The following is a 15,644-nucleotide window of genomic DNA, read 5'->3' on the forward strand; positions in this document are numbered from 1 at the left end:
GGGGATATTGGTATCGGAAGTTGATGGAAAGGTTGTTGCCCGGACAGATAGAAGGGTAATTACATGACGCCCGATGCCGTCGCCTTGGCCTCTATGGTCCTTCTGATTTTCTCGATGGGCTTCTTTCTGCTGTCGTCACCGGCCTTTCTGTTGGTGAGGCTGGATATCCCGGAAGTGACTCAGTTACTGCGGGGCCTGTTCCGCTCTTATTTTCTGATGGTCGCTATCGCCGGTGTCATCGCGACAACGGCCTTTGCACTGGCGGGTCGACTGGTTTTCACCATCGGCATCGGCTTGATCGCGGCTTTTGCGATCTGGGCGCGGGGCTGGTTCTTGCGGCGGATGGATAGCCAGCTGAGCGCCAGAGATGCCGGTGATGCCGAGGCCGTGCGCCGGCTCCGACGGATGCATTGGGGCGGCATGCTGTCGAACGCATTCCAGCTTGCCGCCATTATCGGCAGCATCCCCTACGTCATGTCGGCCTGATCAGCCTCGCGGCACAGCGATGTGCTGACGATAAAGCGCGATGGAGAATGCAGATGAGCAAGTTCTCATGGCGGTGGTTGTCACGTCAGAAGCCTAAGCCTTCGAATGCTGGGTCTCTGGATGCCGCGCAGGGTACCGAACGATTTGCAGGCAGCGATCGGCGCCAACTGCTTCAGGCGCTGTCGGTCGTCGCCGGTGGCGGCGCTTTGGCCGCGCTGCCGCAAAGCTCGGATGCGAAAGATGCGAGCGAGCTGCCACCGCCCAAGCGGGTCGTGACCGGCCGCGATGAAGCCGGCAAGTCGGTGTTCAAGTCCTTCGATGTCACGTCCAAGGTCGTGGAGATCGATGCCAATCCCGGCCTGACATTCTACGAACTCTATATGACCGAGGGCGTGCCGCAGCTCACCGGCCTGGAGCCGGACCCGATGCTCAAGGGAACGCGCGCTTTTCCCGGCCCAGGCGGAACGATGTTTCGCCTGATTTCGTATCCGCCCAAGCGGCCCGAAGGCTGGAAGCCGCCGCCCGGCGTCACAATGGAAAGCGGGCTGCGCGAGTTGTCGGACAAGGTCCCGGGCATGGGGAATCATTTCGAGCGCGATGCGCCAGGCATGCACACGTCGGATACGATCGATTACGGAGTCGTGGTTCGCGGCGAGATGACGCTGGAATTGGACGATGGTCAGAAAGTCCATTTGCGTCAGGGCGACTGCGTTGTGCAGAACGGGACACGCCATCGCTGGCGCAACCCGTTGCCGGAGCCCTGTCTCATGGCGTTCATCTCGATTGGTGGCAAGCGCAGCTAGGAGAGTGGGGCTGCCTCCATCATTCCGGACTCGCGCTCTCGGCTGCGCCGAGACCGTGCTCTGGAATGACAAAGAGTTACCTTGCCGTCATCCTGTTCCATGCATCCAGCCCGGCGATCTTGTAGGCCTCGGCCAGCGTCGGATAGTTGAACGTGTTCTGGATGAAGTAGTCGATCGTGCCTTTGAGATTGAGCACGGCCTGGCCGATATGGATCAGCTCGGTCGCGCCTTCGCCAAGGATATGCACGCCGAGCAGGCGGCGGGTCTTGGTCGAGAAGATCATCTTCATCATGCCGCTATCCAGGCCCATGATATGGCCGCGCGAGGTCTCGCGAAACCGCGCGACGCCGACCTCATAGGGAATGCCCTTCTGGCGGACTTCCTCTTCGGTGAGGCCGGTCGTGGAAATCTCCGGCACCGAATAGATGCCGTAGGGAAAGAACTCCGGGGGCGCCAGCGGCTCCATCCCGAGCGCGTGGCAGGCGGCAACGCGGCCCTGTTCCATCGATGTGGAGGCCAGTGAAGGAAAGCCGATGACATCGCCCGCCGCATAGATATGCGGCACGCTGGTCTGCAGCGTTACGGGATCGACGGCAATGCGGCCGCGGTGATCGACGGTGATGCCGGCAGCATCGAGATTGAGCCGGTCGGTGGCGCCGACGCGGCCGGCGGCGAACAGCAACATCTCGGACGTGACGTTGCGGCCGTCAGCGAGCCGGGTGACGATCTGGCCATGTGCGTTCTGCTCGATCGCATTGACCTTGGAGCCGAGCCGCAGCGCGACATTGCGATCGCGCAGCTCATGCATGAATTCGTCGATCAGCTCCTTGTCGATGAAATCGAGAAAGGTCGGCCGCGGCTCGATCAGGGTCACGGCGACATCGAGCGCGCTGAAGATGGTGGCATATTCGACGCCGATCACGCCGGCGCCGATCACCGCGAGGCTGCGCGGCAGTTTCGGCAGGTCGATGATCTCGTCGCTGTCGAACACCGTCTTGTTGTCGAACGGGACATAATCCGGCCGGAACGGGCGGGTGCCGCAGGCAATCAGGATATGGCCGGCGGAGACATTCTTGATCTCGTTCTTCTCGTTGGCGATCTCGATCTGGTGCGGTCCGGTGAAACGTGCCTCGCCGAGCGCCGTCTTCACGGCATTGCGGCTGAACTGATGCTCCAGCACCTCAACCTCGTGGTCGAGTGTCTTCTGCAGCCGCACAATCAGGTCGTGGGCATCGATGTCCTGTTTCACCCGATAGGAACGGCCGTAGAAGCCGCGCTCGCGCCAGCCGGACAGGTTGAGCACGGTCTCGCGCAGGGTCTTCGATGGAATGGTGCCGGTATGGACCGAGACGCCGCCGACCCGCCGGCCCTTCTCCACCACCAGCACGGACTTGCCGAGCTTGGCGAACTGGACGGCAGCACGCCGGCCAGAGGGGCCGGAGCCGATCACGATCATGTCGTAGTCATACATCGAAGAGGCCTCGAAACCGGAAGGGCCGGCATATGCAATCGCTTCGCCATGCAGCAATCGGGCCACAGGCGGTATCTTCCTGCACGAGGAATGCAAATTCGGTGTGACTTGGACGGGGAGATCGACCTGCGAAGCCGGGCCTGCGGTCAGCGCGCCACCAATTCCGACGGGAGAGTTCAATTGAATAAAGCTACCTCCGAGGTAATCGACGCGATGACTGGAAGCTGGGATCAAAGTGGACGGCTGCTTCAGGCCGACCGTTGAGCGAGGCGCTTCCATGCACCAGATCGTTGCAAATCCTGTCGACTCCGCGCGCCGCTGGTGGGTACTGGCGATCGTCGTTGCGGCGCAGTTCATGTTTGGGGTCGATGCCTTCATCGTCAATGTCGCGATCCCGACCATCGCGGTCGAGCTTCGTGCCAGCGCGGCGCAGATCGAGGCCGTGATTGCGGTCTATCTGATCGGATATGCGACGCTGGTGATCACCGGCGGTCGGCTCGGTGATATCTACGGCACCAGGAACACCTTTCTCGCCGGCGTGCTCGGCTTCACCCTGACGTCACTGTGGTGCGGGCTCGCGCAATCCGGACCGGAGCTAATTCTGGCGCGCCTGGCACAAGGCGCCACTGCGGCGCTGATGGTGCCGCAGGTGCTGGCCACCATCCATGTGCTGTTTGTGGACGAAACTCGCGCCCGCGCCTTCGCTGTTTACGGCATCGTGCTCGGCCTTGCCGGCGCTGCGGGCTTTCTGCTCGGTGGTCTGCTGGTGACGATGGACCTTGCAGGTCTCGGCTGGCGTGCAGTGTTCTTCGTCAATGTACCGGTGGGGCTTGTTATCATCGCGGCTGCGTGGCGGCTGATGCCATCCGTTCCCCGCCGTCCAGGCACGCGGCTGGATATACCGGGTGCGGTGGTGCTGTTCGCCGGATTGCTCGGTCTGATCGGCCCGCTGCTGTTTGGGCACGAATTGCACTGGGCGCCGTCTGTATGGCTGGCGATGGCTACGGGTGCGGCAGTGATCGCCGGCTTCGTCAGGCTGGAGCGCCGCGTCGCGCTGCGCGGTGGCATGCCGCTGATCGATCTGGCGTTGCTCGCGGATGCTGCTTTCATGCGCGGGCTGTGCGCGGTGTTCTTTTTCTTCTTCGCCAATCTGTCATTCTACCTCGTGATGACGTTGTTCATGCAGAACGCGCTGCATATTCCGCCGTTGCGGGCCGGTTCTATTTTCGTACCGCTGGCGCTGGCCTTCGTTGTCGCATCGCGTCACAGCGGCATGCGGTCACGCCATCGTGGCACGCTGGTGCTGATCGAGGGGTGTGCGGTGCAGGTCATCGGCCTTGCCGCGCTGGCTGCAACGGTGCTGGCCGTGAACGCGTCGTCTGCATTGCTGCTGGCCGTGCCGCTTGCCGTGTTCGGTTACGGCCAGGGTCTGGTCATGGCGCCGCTGTCCAGTGCCGTGCTGTCGACCGTGCAGACGTCGAGCGCGGGAGCCGGCTCGGGCATGTACGGCACCACGACGCAAATCGCCAACGCAGCCGGCGTTGCTGCGATCGGCGCGGTCTATTTCGCGGTGCAATCCGCGGCATCGGCAGTCATCGCGCTGCTCGCAAGCTTCGCACTCTGCATGTTGTCGGTCACCGCCAGTGCGGGCTTTCTGCTATGGATGCGCCGGGCGGGCAACGCATAGAATTCCAGCACGGCGTTTGATCGTCCAGCACGTGCCTTGACAGGTTAATCGCGATGGCTTGATATTGGGGCATGGGGACAAAGCGATCTCCCCACGAGGCGACATGCCCAAGTATCGCGTCCCGCATTCCTGCAAGGACGCGCCATGTCATCGATTAACAGCATTTCCGTTGAAAAACTCGTTCGCCTGATCGGGACGCTGAAATGTCCCGCGCTCGTCGATGTCCGCACCGACGAGGACTTCGCCCGGTCGCCGTTTCTCCTGCCGGGTTCGGTCCGGCGGCCATTCGGCGACGTGAATGGTTGGGCCGCGGCGCTGCGCGGTCGGTCCGCCATGGTGATCTGCCAGAAAGGTCTCAAGCTCAGTCACGGCGTCGCCGCGCTGCTGCGCGATGCCGGTATCCCGGCAGAGGTTCTGGAAGGCGGGTATCTCGCATGGGAGAGTGCAGGCCTGCCGCGCGTTCCCACCAGCAAATTGCCGCCGCAAAACACGCAGGGCCGCACTTTGTGGGTGACGCGGGAACGGCCAAAGATCGACCGCATTGCCTGTCCTTGGCTGATCCGGCGTTTCATCGATCCGGCGGCGCTGTTCATGTTCGTTGCGCCGTCGGAAGTGTCGGCCGTCGGCGAGAAATTTGATGCTGCGCCGTTCGATATCGAAGGCGTGTTCTGGAGCCATCGCGGCGAGCTCTGTACCTTCGATGTGATGATCGAGGAATTCGGCCTCGCCACGCCGCCGTTGCTGCGGCTGGCTACCATTGTCCGCGCAGCGGATACAGCACGGCTCGATCTCGCCCCGGAAGCGCCGGGCCTGCTGGCGGCGTCACTCGGCCTGTCGCGGATGTATGCCGACGATCTCGAGCAGCTTGAGGCTGGACTGAATCTGTACGATGCGTTCTATCGCTGGTGCCGCGACGCCAGCACCGAAACCCACAACTGGCCGACAGCAAAGACGAAAGCTTGAGATGGCGGAAGCAACTTCGGTCACACCACCGGCCATTCCCGAGCCGCAGGCCCACGGCGTTTCCTTCTCAGAGGCATTTTCGGTGTGGCTCCGGATCGCGTTGCTTTCCTTCGGCGGTCCGGCCGGGCAGATCGCGGTGATGCATCGCATCCTCGTCGACGAGAAGCGCTGGGTGTCGGAAGGCCGTTTTCTGCATGCGCTAAACTATTGCATGCTGTTGCCGGGCCCGGAGGCGCAGCAGCTCGCCACCTATATCGGCTGGCTGATGCACCGGACCGCTGGCGGGCTGATGGCCGGCGGGCTGTTCATCCTTCCCGGTGCGATCAGCATCATGGTGCTGAGCTGGATTTACGCTGTGTTCGGCAATGTCGGCATCGTCGCGGCGCTGTTCTTCGGTTTGAAGGCCGCAGTGCTCGCGATCGTGCTGCAGGCGGTGGTGCGGGTCGGTAGTCGCGCGCTGAAGAACGACGTGATGCGCGCGCTGGCGGCCATCGCCTTCCTCGCGATCTTCTTTCTCGACGTGCCGTTCCCGGTGATCGTTTTCGGTGCGGCAGCAATTGGCTTTCTCGGCGGTCGGGCCGGTCTGCCGGCCTTCACGGTAAGTGTGGGCCACGGCTCATCAGGCGGGGGCGACGCTGATAGTTTGCTCGGAGATCAACTTCCTCTCCATGCCCGGCCGAGCATACGGCAGTCGCTCACCGTTGCGGTCGTCTGGCTGGCGCTGTGGCTCACGCCCGTCGCCGTGCTGCTCGTGGCATTCGGCAGCAATGACGTGTTCAGCCAGATTGCCGTTTTCTTCTCCAAGATGGCGATGGTCACCTTTGGCGGTGCCTATGCGGTTCTCGCTTATGTCGCGCAGCAGGCCGTCGATCACTACGCATGGCTGAAGCCGGGCGAGATGCTCGATGGCCTTGGCATGGCCGAAACCACGCCTGGTCCGTTGATCATGGTGCTGCAATTCGTGGGCTTCATGGCCGCCTTCCGCGCACCGGGGATGTTGCCGCCGCTGCTGGCGGGCACGCTTGGTGGATTGCTCGCGACCTGGGTGACCTTTGCGCCGTGCTTTCTCTGGATTTTTCTCGGGGCGCCGTTCGTCGAAACCCTTCGTGGCAACCGCGCGCTGAGCGCCGCGCTGGCGGCGATTACCGCCGCAGTGGTCGGCGTCATCCTCAACCTGGCGATATGGTTCGCCATCCACACGATGTTTCGCGACGTGAAACCTGTTCGCACGCTCGGACTCAGCTTCGACATGCCGGTTCTGCAGAGCGTCAATGGATGGGCTGTCGCGCTGTCGGTCGCGGCGCTGTTTGGGGTCTTCTATCTGAGGATTGGTTTGCTGCAGATCCTGTTGGCTTGTGCAGGCGCGGGTGTGCTTTTGCACATCGTCGGCCTGGTATGACCTCGCGAAACCGTGTGCGGAACCGGTAATTGACGGCTGACGGAACAGGAACGTTTCGAACCACGTGGCGTTGAAGGCCGTTCACTCAACAGGAGCTGACCATGCGGAAAACCATTCTTGTTGCGATCTGCGCCACGGCCATCGGCGCTACTCCGTTCGCAGCCTTTGCCCAGGCGACCGGCCCCTCCGGCCAGGATTCGACCAAGATGGGCACCGGCACGACGGCGAAGGAAGGCGAGACCAAGGCCACGGGCACCCAGGGAATGTCGAAAAATAGCGCGAAGAAGGATTCCATGCACAAGGACGGCATGAAGAAAGACAAGATGATGAAGAACGAGATGAAACAGTAACTCGTCATCTCTCCCCGACTCGCCCCGTATGACCTAGCCATGTTATGGCCGGCCCTGCGGGGCTTCCTTTGCAATATAGGTAATTTCGGAAGCGTCCGGGGCGCCTCTCGTTTCGTTGATAGGTATATTGAAACCGTATTTGTTTTATTTTGCAGTGCAGCAACCATATGTCGTCGGTACTGTTGTATAAGCCTGACGACCTAGGAGCTGCCGTGTCTCTTGCCGATAATATCGATTTCCTCCGCAATCTCCCGAAACCGCCCGGAATCAATACGTTGCAAGGGTTGGCGCGCGGCCGTGCGTCGGCAGGTTTGAGTCCGATCAGCGAATCAACGGGTTTCGGCAGCAATCCCGGCGACCTCCGTATGTTCAGTTACGTGCCCGCCACGCTGGCAGCAAATCCGGCATTGGTCGTCGTGCTGCACGGATGCACCCAGAACGCTGCGGGCTATGACAACGGCACCGGCTGGTCTGCTCTCGCCGAGCGTTATGGTTTCGCGCTGCTGATGCCCGAGCAGAAGTCATCCAACAATGGCAACACCTGCTTCAACTGGTTCAATGCCGATGACATCGCGCGCGATAGCGGCGAAGCGCTTTCGATCCGTGAGATGATCGAGCAGATGGCCGTCGACCACGATGTGGACCGCAAGCGTATCTTCGTTACGGGTCTGTCGGCCGGCGGCGCGATGACGTCGGTGATGCTCGCAACCTATCCTGACGTGTTTGCGGCCGGCGCCATCATTGCGGGCCTGCCTTACGGTATCGCCACCACCATGCAGGAGGCGCTGAGCGGTATGTATCGCGCGGCGCCGCGTGCCGCGAACGATCTCGGCAATCTCGTGCGCAAGGCATCGCCGCATACCGGTGAGTGGCCGAAAGTGTCCGTCTGGCACGGCAGTGCCGATCGCACCGTCAATCCGGCCAATGCCGGCGAGATCGTCAAGCAATGGCTCGACCTTCACGGCCTGCCGCCCGCACCGATGTCCGCCGTGGATGTCGACGGCTATCCGCGTGAGGTGTGGTGGAACAAGGACGGTGAAACCGTCGTGGAATCCTACACGATCACCGACATGGCGCATGGCACGCCGCTGGCGATTGCCGGACAGGACGAGCCCTATGGTGCCGCCGGTGCCTTCCTGCTCGAAGTCGGCATCTCATCCTCCTATCATATCGCGCAGTTCTTTGGCCTTACCCGACAGCTTGCACCGCGCAATGTCGAAGCTGCAGCCATGGAACCCGCCGCTCCTGCGGATGCTGTTGTCTCATTGGTGACGCAAAAGCCGCGCACGTCAGGCGATCGAGGTGCCGCGCGCCGCGATCCCGCAGGACGGCGGTCTATCGATATCAACGGTGCCATTACCCGTGCCCTCACGGCTGCCGGTCTCATCAAGTCACCTTGACAAGTAACAGGCGTGATCGGCGCCGATTTGCGCCAGGTCTGACAGGGCGCTAAGTTCTCAAGATACGTCAGACTGGTCTTGCGTACCGATTGCCCGCGCATGTTGGATGCCCATCGACCGAATTCGCCCGACTTTCTCGCCGGTGGAGGCGAGATGGGCGCGTTGATGCGTGCTTACGATTGGGCATCGCATCCGATCGGAGCACCGGATACCTGGCCGCAGAGTCTGCGCACCGCGATCCGGATCGTCCTGAATACCAACCACCCGATGTTCATCTGGTGGGGACCGGACCTCATCCAGTTCTATAATGACGCCTATGCGCTGACCATGGATGCACAACAGCATCACGCAGGGCTGGGCGCGCGCGGCCGTGAATTCTGGCACGAAATCTGGCCCATCATCGGCCCGCAGATCGCGCAGGTGATGAGTGGCGGCGGTGCCACCTGGCATGAAAACCAGCTGATCCCCATGACGCGCAATGGCAAGCTCGAACACAGCTATTGGACCTACAGCTACAGTCCGCTCGATCTGGATGATGGCGTCGGCGGTGTGCTAGTGGTTTGCCGCGATGTCACTCGGGATCATGAAGCGACCATTGTCTTGCGCGAGCGAGAAGCAGAGCTCGCGCGCGTGCAGCAGATCGGCCAGATCGGCGGTCTCGAAGTCGATCTGCGTACCGGCTTCCGCAATCGTCGATCGCCCGAATATCTGATCGTTCATGGTTTGCCGCCGGAAGCGGCCAACGAGTCGCACGAAGATTGGGTGCGTCGCATCCACCCTGAGGATCGCGAGGCGACGGAGCAGAAGTTTCGCGACGCGGTGAAAAGCGGCGTGCGCGACTACACTGTGCAGTATCGCATCATTCGCCCGAGCGATGGCCAGACCCGCTGGATTTCAGTGCGATCCTATATCGAGCGCGACGACGCGGGAAAGCCGCTGCGGCTGGTTGGTGCACATACCGACGTCACCGATCAGGTGCTGGCAGAGCAGGCGCTGCGCAAGAGCGAGGATGAGGCGCGTCAGCTCGCGGCAAAACTTGCAGACCTCAATGAGACGCTGGAACAGCGCGTGCGTGACAAGACGCGTGAGCGCGACCGAATCTGGAGCGTGTCGCAGGATCTCCTGATGGTCTCCGACCATGATGGCGTCTGGCGCACCGTCAATCCGGCCTGGACGCGCACGCTCGGCTGGAGCGAGGCCGAGCTGCTCAACAAGACCTCGCGCTGGCTGGAGCATCCCGAGGATCAGGCCAGGACGATGGCCGAGGTCGACAAGCTTGCTGCCGGCGAGCCGACGGTCCGCTTCGAGAATCGCCTTCGCCACAAGGATGGCTCCTATCGCTGGCTGTCCTGGACGGCGGTGCCGGATCAGAACCAGATCTATTGCGTGGCGCGCGATGTCACTGCCGAGAAGGCTGCCGCCGAGCGCCTTAAAAACACTGAAGAAGCGCTGCGTCAGTCGCAGAAGATGGAGGCTGTCGGTCAGCTCACCGGCGGCATCGCGCATGACTTCAACAACCTGCTCACCGGCATCGTCGGCTCGCTCGACCTGATGCAGACACGGCTCGGTCAGGGCCGCACCGACAATATCGCGCGCTATATCGACGCTGCGATGACCTCGGCCAATCGTGCGGCTGCGCTGACGCACCGATTGCTGGCCTTCGCGCGGCGGCAGCCGCTGATTCCGAAAAGTGTCGATGCCAATGGGCTGATCGTCTCGCTGGAGGATCTGTTGCGCCGGACCATTGGCGAGACGCTGGATCTCGATATCGTGGCGGCGCCTGATCTATGGTGCACGCTGTGCGATCCGAACCAGTTGGAGAGCGCGTTGCTCAATCTGGCGATCAACGCGCGCGACGCGATGCCTGATGGCGGGCACTTGAAGATCGCGACACAGAATGTGCGCGTCGATGCCATCAATGCCAATGCGCCGGCTCTGACGCCCGGCGACTATATCTGCATCAGCGTCAGCGACAGCGGAACCGGCATGAGCCCGGAGGTCGTGGCGCGCGCCTTCGATCCGTTCTTCACGACAAAGCCGATCGGGCAGGGCACGGGCCTTGGCCTATCGATGATCTACGGCTTCGCGCGTCAATCCAATGGACATGTCAGCATCGACAGCAGGCTCGATATCGGGACGACCGTGAAACTGTATCTCCCGCGCCATGAGGGAGACGCTGCCGCACAGGATGCGCCCCCGCTGAAGGGCGATCAGCATGTGGCCGCAGGCGAAACCCTGCTGGTGGTCGAGGATGAGCCGGTGGTGCGCTCTGTCATCGTCGATATGTTGAAGGACGAAGGCTATCGCGTGCTCGAGGCAGTTGATGGTCCGTCGGGCTTGCGGGTCCTGCGCGAGACACCGAATATCGATCTGCTGGTCACCGATATCGGGTTGCCCGGCATGAACGGCCGTCAGCTTGCCGATCAAGCGCGCGAGGCGCGGCCGGACTTGAAGATCCTGTTCATCACCGGTTATTCCGAAAGCGTCGTTATGGCGAAAGGCTTTCTGCTGCCTGGGATGGAGATGATCACCAAGCCGTTCGACCTCGATCATTTCCTGCGCCGCATCCGCGCGATGGTCACGAGCTAAAGCGTTTTCAAGCGAAGTGGATACCGGTTCGCGTCTAGAAAGCGTCAGAATAAAAGGCGTAGCCCTCCGGTTCCATATCTCTCCAGATATTTCAGCCTCGGTGCGCAGGTTCTAACAGTTCAATCGCCGGAACCATTGTGCGGCCGCGAGCTTGTATTGGCGCAATACCGATCAATCAAAACTGGAGATCATCATGATCCGCCGTCTTCTTGGAACCGCTGCCATCGTCGCCATGATGGCTCTTCCCGCCGTCGCTCAGGCTCAGGGTGTCCCCGGAGGCATTGAGCGTGGTGCGCGCGATGGCGAGCGCGCAGCTGGTCCTGTGGGCGCTATCGTAGGCGGCACCATCGGTGGTGTTGTCGGTGGCGTAGCCGGCGTGCTCGGTGTCGACGATCGTCCGCGGTTCCGCAGCTATGTCGTGGAACAGCGTCGCCCATCCTACACCTATAGCAACGAAGTTCGTGTCGGTGCCGTGCTGCCTGAGAGCGGCGTGACCTATTACGAGGTTCCGGCAGAATACAATTCCGCCCGTGAATACCGCTACACCGTGGTCAATGGTCGCACGGTTCTCGTCGAGCCGCGCACCCATCGCATCGTGGAAGTGATCGATTAAGCCGATCAATAAATGACTTTTCGAACGGGCCGCCGTCAGGCGGCCCGTTTTGTTCCATCTATGGCCTGCGGCGTATCTGTAGTCAGCGCCGATGTTCTCGCGTAGAGAAGTGCCGGGGAATCACACGAGCACCACGTGGCGATCAATCGCCCGGATGCGGAGAACGATGGCCACCAGCAATCGCGATCAGATCGCCCCTGCCATCGCACTGGACATTCCCCTTGCCGATCGTACCGAGACAGGTCTCGCTTTGCCGGACGGCGTGCGGCCCTATCGCATCGACTGGCTCAACACGCTCACCATCGCCACCTTTCACGCACTCGCACTACTCGCGCTGATGCCGATGTTCTTCAACTGGACAGCGGTGATCGTGGCGGTCATCGCAGCGCGGTTGTTCGGCCTCATCGGCATCAATATCGGTTATCACCGGTTGCTGACGCATCGCGGTTTCAAGTGCCCGAAATGGCTGGAGCACGCTTTCGTTGTCGTGGCGATCTGCTGTGCCGAGGATACGCCGGCGCGCTGGGTTGCCATCCATCGCCGTCATCACGAGAAGTCCGACGAGCAGCCGGATCCCCACAGCCCGCTTGCCAGCTTCTTCTGGGGCCATATGGGCTGGCTGCTGGTGAAGAACCCGGACCTGTCCCGTCTGGGCATCTATGAACGATATGCCAAGGACGTCCTGCGCGATCCGTTCTATGTCGCGCTGGAACGTAATTTCTGGCAGCTGAAGATCCTGCTCATCCAGATCAACGTCTTCTTCTTTGCGGGCCTGGCCGGCAAACTGCTGTGGGGCGGGTCATGGGCCGAGGCCGTGCAGTTCGCTCTGAGTATCGTCATCTGGGCGGTCTTCGTGCGAACAGTGTTCGTCTGGCATCAGACCTGGGCGGTCAATTCGGTCACCCACATCTGGGGCTATCGCAACTACGCGACCGATGAGGACAGCCGCAACAATCTGTTCATTGGCTACCTCGCCCATGGCGAGGGCTGGCATAACAACCATCACGCCGATCAGCGCTCGGCGCGCCACGGTCATCGCTGGTGGGAGTTCGATACCACCTATCTGACGATCCGCCTGCTGGAGAAGCTCGGCCTGGTATCGGATATTGTCGAGCCGCGGCATACGACCAAGAGGTAAGGCCTGCCAAGCTCGGCATGCCACACGAGATGCAACTTTTCGTCACAATTCGCGTTACTACACTATGATGACGAAGCCCGATATCTGGTACGTGGCGTTTGGCCCCGACAAATCCGTGAAGTCCGACACCCGCGCGACAAACGGTGTGCGTACGACCAGAACCTTCAAATCCGAAATCGATGCAAAACTGTTCGCCCGGGAAATCCTGGCCAAAGGCTGGACCGCTACAGCCGGCACACTCAATCCATATCAACCCAAGCGCACCATTGCGGCATCGCAGATCGAAGACTGGGCCGATCCCGCTCGAGCCGACTAATCTGGCTAGATGACTTCGTAGGCGAAAAACAGGATGATTACCGTGATCGCGACGAGGCCTCCCAGAAAGCACTGATCGGCAATCGACTCGCAGCGCTCGCTGAGTTGGCGGTTTTGCGACTTCCGCATCGACGTATAGGACGCGACCGCGCTGGCGAGAAAGAACAGCGAGGCGATGGCCGAATATTCATCGACCCGGCTGGGGCCGATCTGCGGCTCCATGATCTTGACCAGTCCGATCAGCGTCGCGCAGACGCCGATCATCGTTCCGGAGCTCGGCAGGATGTGCTTGGAAAGCGCTCCTTGCTCCCCGGAGGCCTTGTCATCGCTCATTGCGAGATTATGCCTGGCCGGTGAGGAACGGGTTGGTCATGCGCTCTTGGCCGATGCTGGAGCCGGGGCCATGACCGCAGATGAACCCGACATCGTCGCCGAGCGGGATCAGCTTGGTCGTAATCGAATTAATCAATGTCTCATGGCTGCCGCCGGGGAAGTCGGTCCGTCCGATGGAGCCTGCGAACAGCACGTCGCCGACATGGGCGAATTTCATCGCCTTGCTGTAATACACGACGCTGCCGGGCGAATGACCGGGGCAGTGCAATACGTCGAAGGTCAGACCGCCGACGCTGACGGTGTCGCCTTCATTGAGCCAGCGATCGGGCATGAAGTTGCGGGTGCCCGTCATGCCGTATTTTGCGCCGCTGTCCTCGACATGTTCGAGCAGGAACGTATCGGCGACATGCGGGCCGATGATCTCGACCTTCAGCGTTTCGCGCAGTTCGTCGGCACCGCCGACATGGTCGATATGGCCATGGGTGAGCCAAATCTGTTCGACCTTGACATTGGCCTTGGCAATGGCGTCCAGGATCAGCGGTACGTCGCCGCCGGGATCGATCACCACGGCCTGCCGCGTGGCCTCATCCCACAGCAACATGCAGTTCTGCTGAAACAGGGTCACCGGAATGATGGTGCCGCCGGCCTGGGCTTTATGTTCGGTTTCATCTGTCATCGCGCCACAATGCTGATTTTTGCGGGCGAGAAAAGGGGGAATTTGGGCGGCTTTCTTTCTTCCCCTCTCCCCGGGGGCGGCGCAGCCGCGACGGGTGGGAGAGGGTGGATCGAACCGCAGAGCGGTTCGAGACGGGAGAGGGGGCGCTTGCTCAAGGCCCTCTCCCGCCTTCGCTTCGCTCAGGCACCCTCTCCCGCGGCGCGCAGCTTCGCTGCGCTGGGGGAAAGGGGAGGGGAAGGACGACCGCGTTCTACTTCTTCAACTGCACCTTCAGCGTCGCCTCCACCTCGCGGTCGAAGGACGATGCCTTGGCCGGCGCCTTGTCGCGCTGGGTCATGAGGTAGGCATCGCGCTTGGCCACCAGCGCTGTCAGCTTGTCGTTCAGCGCCTTGCGATCCTTCATCTGCTTGCCGAGTTCATCGGCGCGCTGCTGCGGCGACAATTTGCGAATGGCCTCAGGCAATTCATCCTCCTTCACGCTGTCGAGCTTCTGCTTGCCGGCGGACACGTCGCTGACGAGATCGCCGCCGCCGGTGACGGCTTCCGACGACACTTTCGCGCGCTTGTTGATGTAGCTCGCCATATCCGTTGCCGAGGCCGGCGCTGCCGCTGCGACTTCCGAGAGCTGTCGTGTCTTATTCTCGGTATGCTTCTGCAGCGCGCGGGGGCCGTAGGGGATCACCGTCTTGTTGATGTCGTTCTGCAGGATGATGATCTCTTCGTCATAGGGTGTCTCGATGATGACGACCTGGCCGCCATCCTGCGGGATTGCGATGAAACGGCCGTCGCCGCGCTGGGCAACGTCGCGCCAGACCTTCTCCGTATCGCGGGCAGCGCCTGCCAGAACAGCGTTGACGATGATGTCCTTCTGCTTCGCGACTTCGAGCGTGGTCGTGTATTTCGTGTCCTGCTGATAATCCATATGCGGCGGCGCGTCGCCGACCAGGAAGACGATACGCCTGACATCGTTGCCCTTGGTCCATTGCAGCTTGTTGACGGCGACATCGAGCGCCTCGTTGACGCTTTCCGGCCAGTCGCCGCCACCCTGCGCCCGGACCTGCAGCAGGTTGCCATAGAGGTCCTGGATGTCGGTGGTGAGGTCGAAGGTCTTGGTCACGTAGTCGTCGCCGATGTCGCGATAGGCGACGAGACCCATGCGGATGTCGGCGTCGGGATTGCTGTCGAGGATCGTGGTTGCGATCGACCAGATCTTACGTTTGGCGCCTTCGATCAGCCCGCTCATGGAACCGGTTGTGTCGAGCACGAAGGCGACTTCGACGGTCGGCTTGGCCTGTGCGGAACCCGCGAAAATCGCTTGTGGCAAAGTTGCGACAGCCGCGAGCAGGACGACGCGACCGAGATGGGCTAAGCTCATGGGATATCTCCGTAATCCGGGCTGCAGCGATGATTTTCGGCGCACG

At 61.6% G+C, this 15,644-nt stretch carries 15 protein-coding genes; 11 read left to right on the forward strand and 4 right to left on the reverse strand.

Translation table 11 applies throughout. The features are described 5' to 3' along the window. Positions 1-63 precede the first annotated feature (63 nt). Complete coding sequence (locus tag AC1DUY_RS09930; protein WP_478113889.1) at positions 64-486, forward strand: hypothetical protein; 423 nt, start codon at positions 64-66, stop codon at positions 484-486. 53 nt (positions 487-539) lie between these two features. After that, on the forward strand, positions 540-1,289 hold the full coding sequence (locus tag AC1DUY_RS09935) for a cupin domain-containing protein (protein ID WP_478113891.1): 750 nt from the start codon (positions 540-542) through the stop codon (positions 1,287-1,289). Positions 1,290-1,365: 76 nt separating this feature from the next. On the opposite strand, the gene sthA is transcribed toward AC1DUY_RS09935, so the two are convergent. After that, entirely contained in the window at positions 1,366-2,760 is a 1,395-nt protein-coding gene (gene sthA / locus AC1DUY_RS09940) for a Si-specific NAD(P)(+) transhydrogenase (RefSeq protein ID WP_478114051.1), read from the reverse strand. Positions 2,761-3,037: 277 nt separating this feature from the next. On the opposite strand from sthA, the gene AC1DUY_RS09945 reads away from it, so the two are divergent. From AC1DUY_RS09945 to AC1DUY_RS09985, 9 genes are all read left to right on the forward strand, one after another. Next, complete coding sequence (locus AC1DUY_RS09945; protein WP_478113893.1) at positions 3,038-4,447, forward strand: MFS transporter; 1,410 nt, start codon at positions 3,038-3,040, stop codon at positions 4,445-4,447. Between the two features lie 144 nt (positions 4,448-4,591). Next, positions 4,592-5,410 carry a chromate resistance protein ChrB domain-containing protein gene (locus AC1DUY_RS09950; RefSeq protein WP_478113895.1) on the forward strand — a complete coding sequence of 273 codons (819 nt, stop codon included), beginning with the start codon at positions 4,592-4,594 and terminating at the stop codon, positions 5,408-5,410. 1 nt (position 5,411) lies between these two features. Continuing rightward, positions 5,412-6,809: a chromate efflux transporter gene (gene chrA / locus AC1DUY_RS09955; RefSeq protein WP_478113897.1), complete on the forward strand. Its 1,398-nt coding sequence runs from the start codon at positions 5,412-5,414 to the stop codon at positions 6,807-6,809. Positions 6,810-6,910: 101 nt separating this feature from the next. Continuing rightward, the gene (locus tag AC1DUY_RS09960; RefSeq protein WP_093757628.1) at positions 6,911-7,159 is read left to right on the forward strand and encodes a hypothetical protein; all 249 of its coding nucleotides are present in this window, start codon (positions 6,911-6,913) and stop codon (positions 7,157-7,159) included. A 212-nt stretch (positions 7,160-7,371) separates the two neighbouring features. Beyond that, on the forward strand, positions 7,372-8,559 hold the full coding sequence (locus AC1DUY_RS09965) for an extracellular catalytic domain type 1 short-chain-length polyhydroxyalkanoate depolymerase (RefSeq protein WP_478113899.1): 1,188 nt from the start codon (positions 7,372-7,374) through the stop codon (positions 8,557-8,559). A gap of 99 nt (positions 8,560-8,658) precedes the next feature. After that, positions 8,659-11,148: a PAS domain-containing protein gene (locus tag AC1DUY_RS09970; RefSeq protein WP_478113901.1), complete on the forward strand. Its 2,490-nt coding sequence runs from the start codon at positions 8,659-8,661 to the stop codon at positions 11,146-11,148. A gap of 193 nt (positions 11,149-11,341) precedes the next feature. Continuing rightward, a complete protein-coding gene (locus tag AC1DUY_RS09975) occupies positions 11,342-11,761 on the forward strand; it encodes a DUF1236 domain-containing protein (RefSeq protein WP_068730422.1) in 420 nt (139 codons plus the stop codon). 166 nt (positions 11,762-11,927) lie between these two features. Further along, positions 11,928-12,899: an acyl-CoA desaturase gene (locus AC1DUY_RS09980; RefSeq protein ID WP_478113904.1), complete on the forward strand. Its 972-nt coding sequence runs from the start codon at positions 11,928-11,930 to the stop codon at positions 12,897-12,899. Positions 12,900-12,963: 64 nt separating this feature from the next. Next, on the forward strand, positions 12,964-13,215 hold the full coding sequence (locus tag AC1DUY_RS09985; protein ID WP_093757625.1) for a hypothetical protein: 252 nt from the start codon (positions 12,964-12,966) through the stop codon (positions 13,213-13,215). Positions 13,216-13,220: 5 nt separating this feature from the next. On the opposite strand, the gene AC1DUY_RS09990 is transcribed toward AC1DUY_RS09985, so the two are convergent. The 3 genes from AC1DUY_RS09990 to AC1DUY_RS10000 all read right to left on the reverse strand — a co-directional run bounded on the left by AC1DUY_RS09990 (position 13,221) and on the right by AC1DUY_RS10000 (position 15,598). Further along, positions 13,221-13,547 carry a hypothetical protein gene (locus tag AC1DUY_RS09990; RefSeq protein ID WP_120287506.1) on the reverse strand — a complete coding sequence of 109 codons (327 nt, stop codon included), beginning with the start codon at positions 13,545-13,547 and terminating at the stop codon, positions 13,221-13,223. A 7-nt stretch (positions 13,548-13,554) separates the two neighbouring features. Further along, a complete protein-coding gene (locus AC1DUY_RS09995; RefSeq protein ID WP_478113906.1) occupies positions 13,555-14,223 on the reverse strand; it encodes an MBL fold metallo-hydrolase in 669 nt (222 codons plus the stop codon). Between the two features lie 250 nt (positions 14,224-14,473). Further along, on the reverse strand, positions 14,474-15,598 hold the full coding sequence (locus AC1DUY_RS10000; protein WP_478113908.1) for a vWA domain-containing protein: 1,125 nt from the start codon (positions 15,596-15,598) through the stop codon (positions 14,474-14,476). Between the last annotated feature and the right edge of the window lie 46 nt (positions 15,599-15,644).

The organism is Tardiphaga sp. P4_G1 (assembly GCF_056401215.1).

Bases quoted from the DNA above. Each gene is read 5' to 3' on its own strand.
- AC1DUY_RS09930 (WP_478113889.1), top strand. From the start codon at position 64: ATGACGCCCGATGCCGTCGCCTTGGCCTCTATGGTCCTTCTGATTTTC.
- AC1DUY_RS09935 (WP_478113891.1), top strand. From the start codon at position 540: ATGAGCAAGTTCTCATGGCGGTGGTTGTCACGTCAGAAGCCTAAGCCT.
- sthA (WP_478114051.1), bottom strand. From the start codon at position 2,760: ATGTATGACTACGACATGATCGTGATCGGCTCCGGCCCCTCTGGCCGG.
- AC1DUY_RS09945 (WP_478113893.1), top strand. From the start codon at position 3,038: ATGCACCAGATCGTTGCAAATCCTGTCGACTCCGCGCGCCGCTGGTGG.
- AC1DUY_RS09950 (WP_478113895.1), top strand. From the start codon at position 4,592: ATGTCATCGATTAACAGCATTTCCGTTGAAAAACTCGTTCGCCTGATC.
- chrA (WP_478113897.1), top strand. From the start codon at position 5,412: ATGGCGGAAGCAACTTCGGTCACACCACCGGCCATTCCCGAGCCGCAG.
- AC1DUY_RS09960 (WP_093757628.1), top strand. From the start codon at position 6,911: ATGCGGAAAACCATTCTTGTTGCGATCTGCGCCACGGCCATCGGCGCT.
- AC1DUY_RS09970 (WP_478113901.1), top strand. From the start codon at position 8,659: ATGTTGGATGCCCATCGACCGAATTCGCCCGACTTTCTCGCCGGTGGA.
- AC1DUY_RS09975 (WP_068730422.1), top strand. From the start codon at position 11,342: ATGATCCGCCGTCTTCTTGGAACCGCTGCCATCGTCGCCATGATGGCT.
- AC1DUY_RS09980 (WP_478113904.1), top strand. From the start codon at position 11,928: ATGGCCACCAGCAATCGCGATCAGATCGCCCCTGCCATCGCACTGGAC.
- AC1DUY_RS09985 (WP_093757625.1), top strand. From the start codon at position 12,964: ATGATGACGAAGCCCGATATCTGGTACGTGGCGTTTGGCCCCGACAAA.
- AC1DUY_RS09990 (WP_120287506.1), bottom strand. From the start codon at position 13,547: ATGAGCGATGACAAGGCCTCCGGGGAGCAAGGAGCGCTTTCCAAGCAC.
- AC1DUY_RS09995 (WP_478113906.1), bottom strand. From the start codon at position 14,223: ATGACAGATGAAACCGAACATAAAGCCCAGGCCGGCGGCACCATCATT.
- AC1DUY_RS10000 (WP_478113908.1), bottom strand. From the start codon at position 15,598: ATGAGCTTAGCCCATCTCGGTCGCGTCGTCCTGCTCGCGGCTGTCGCA.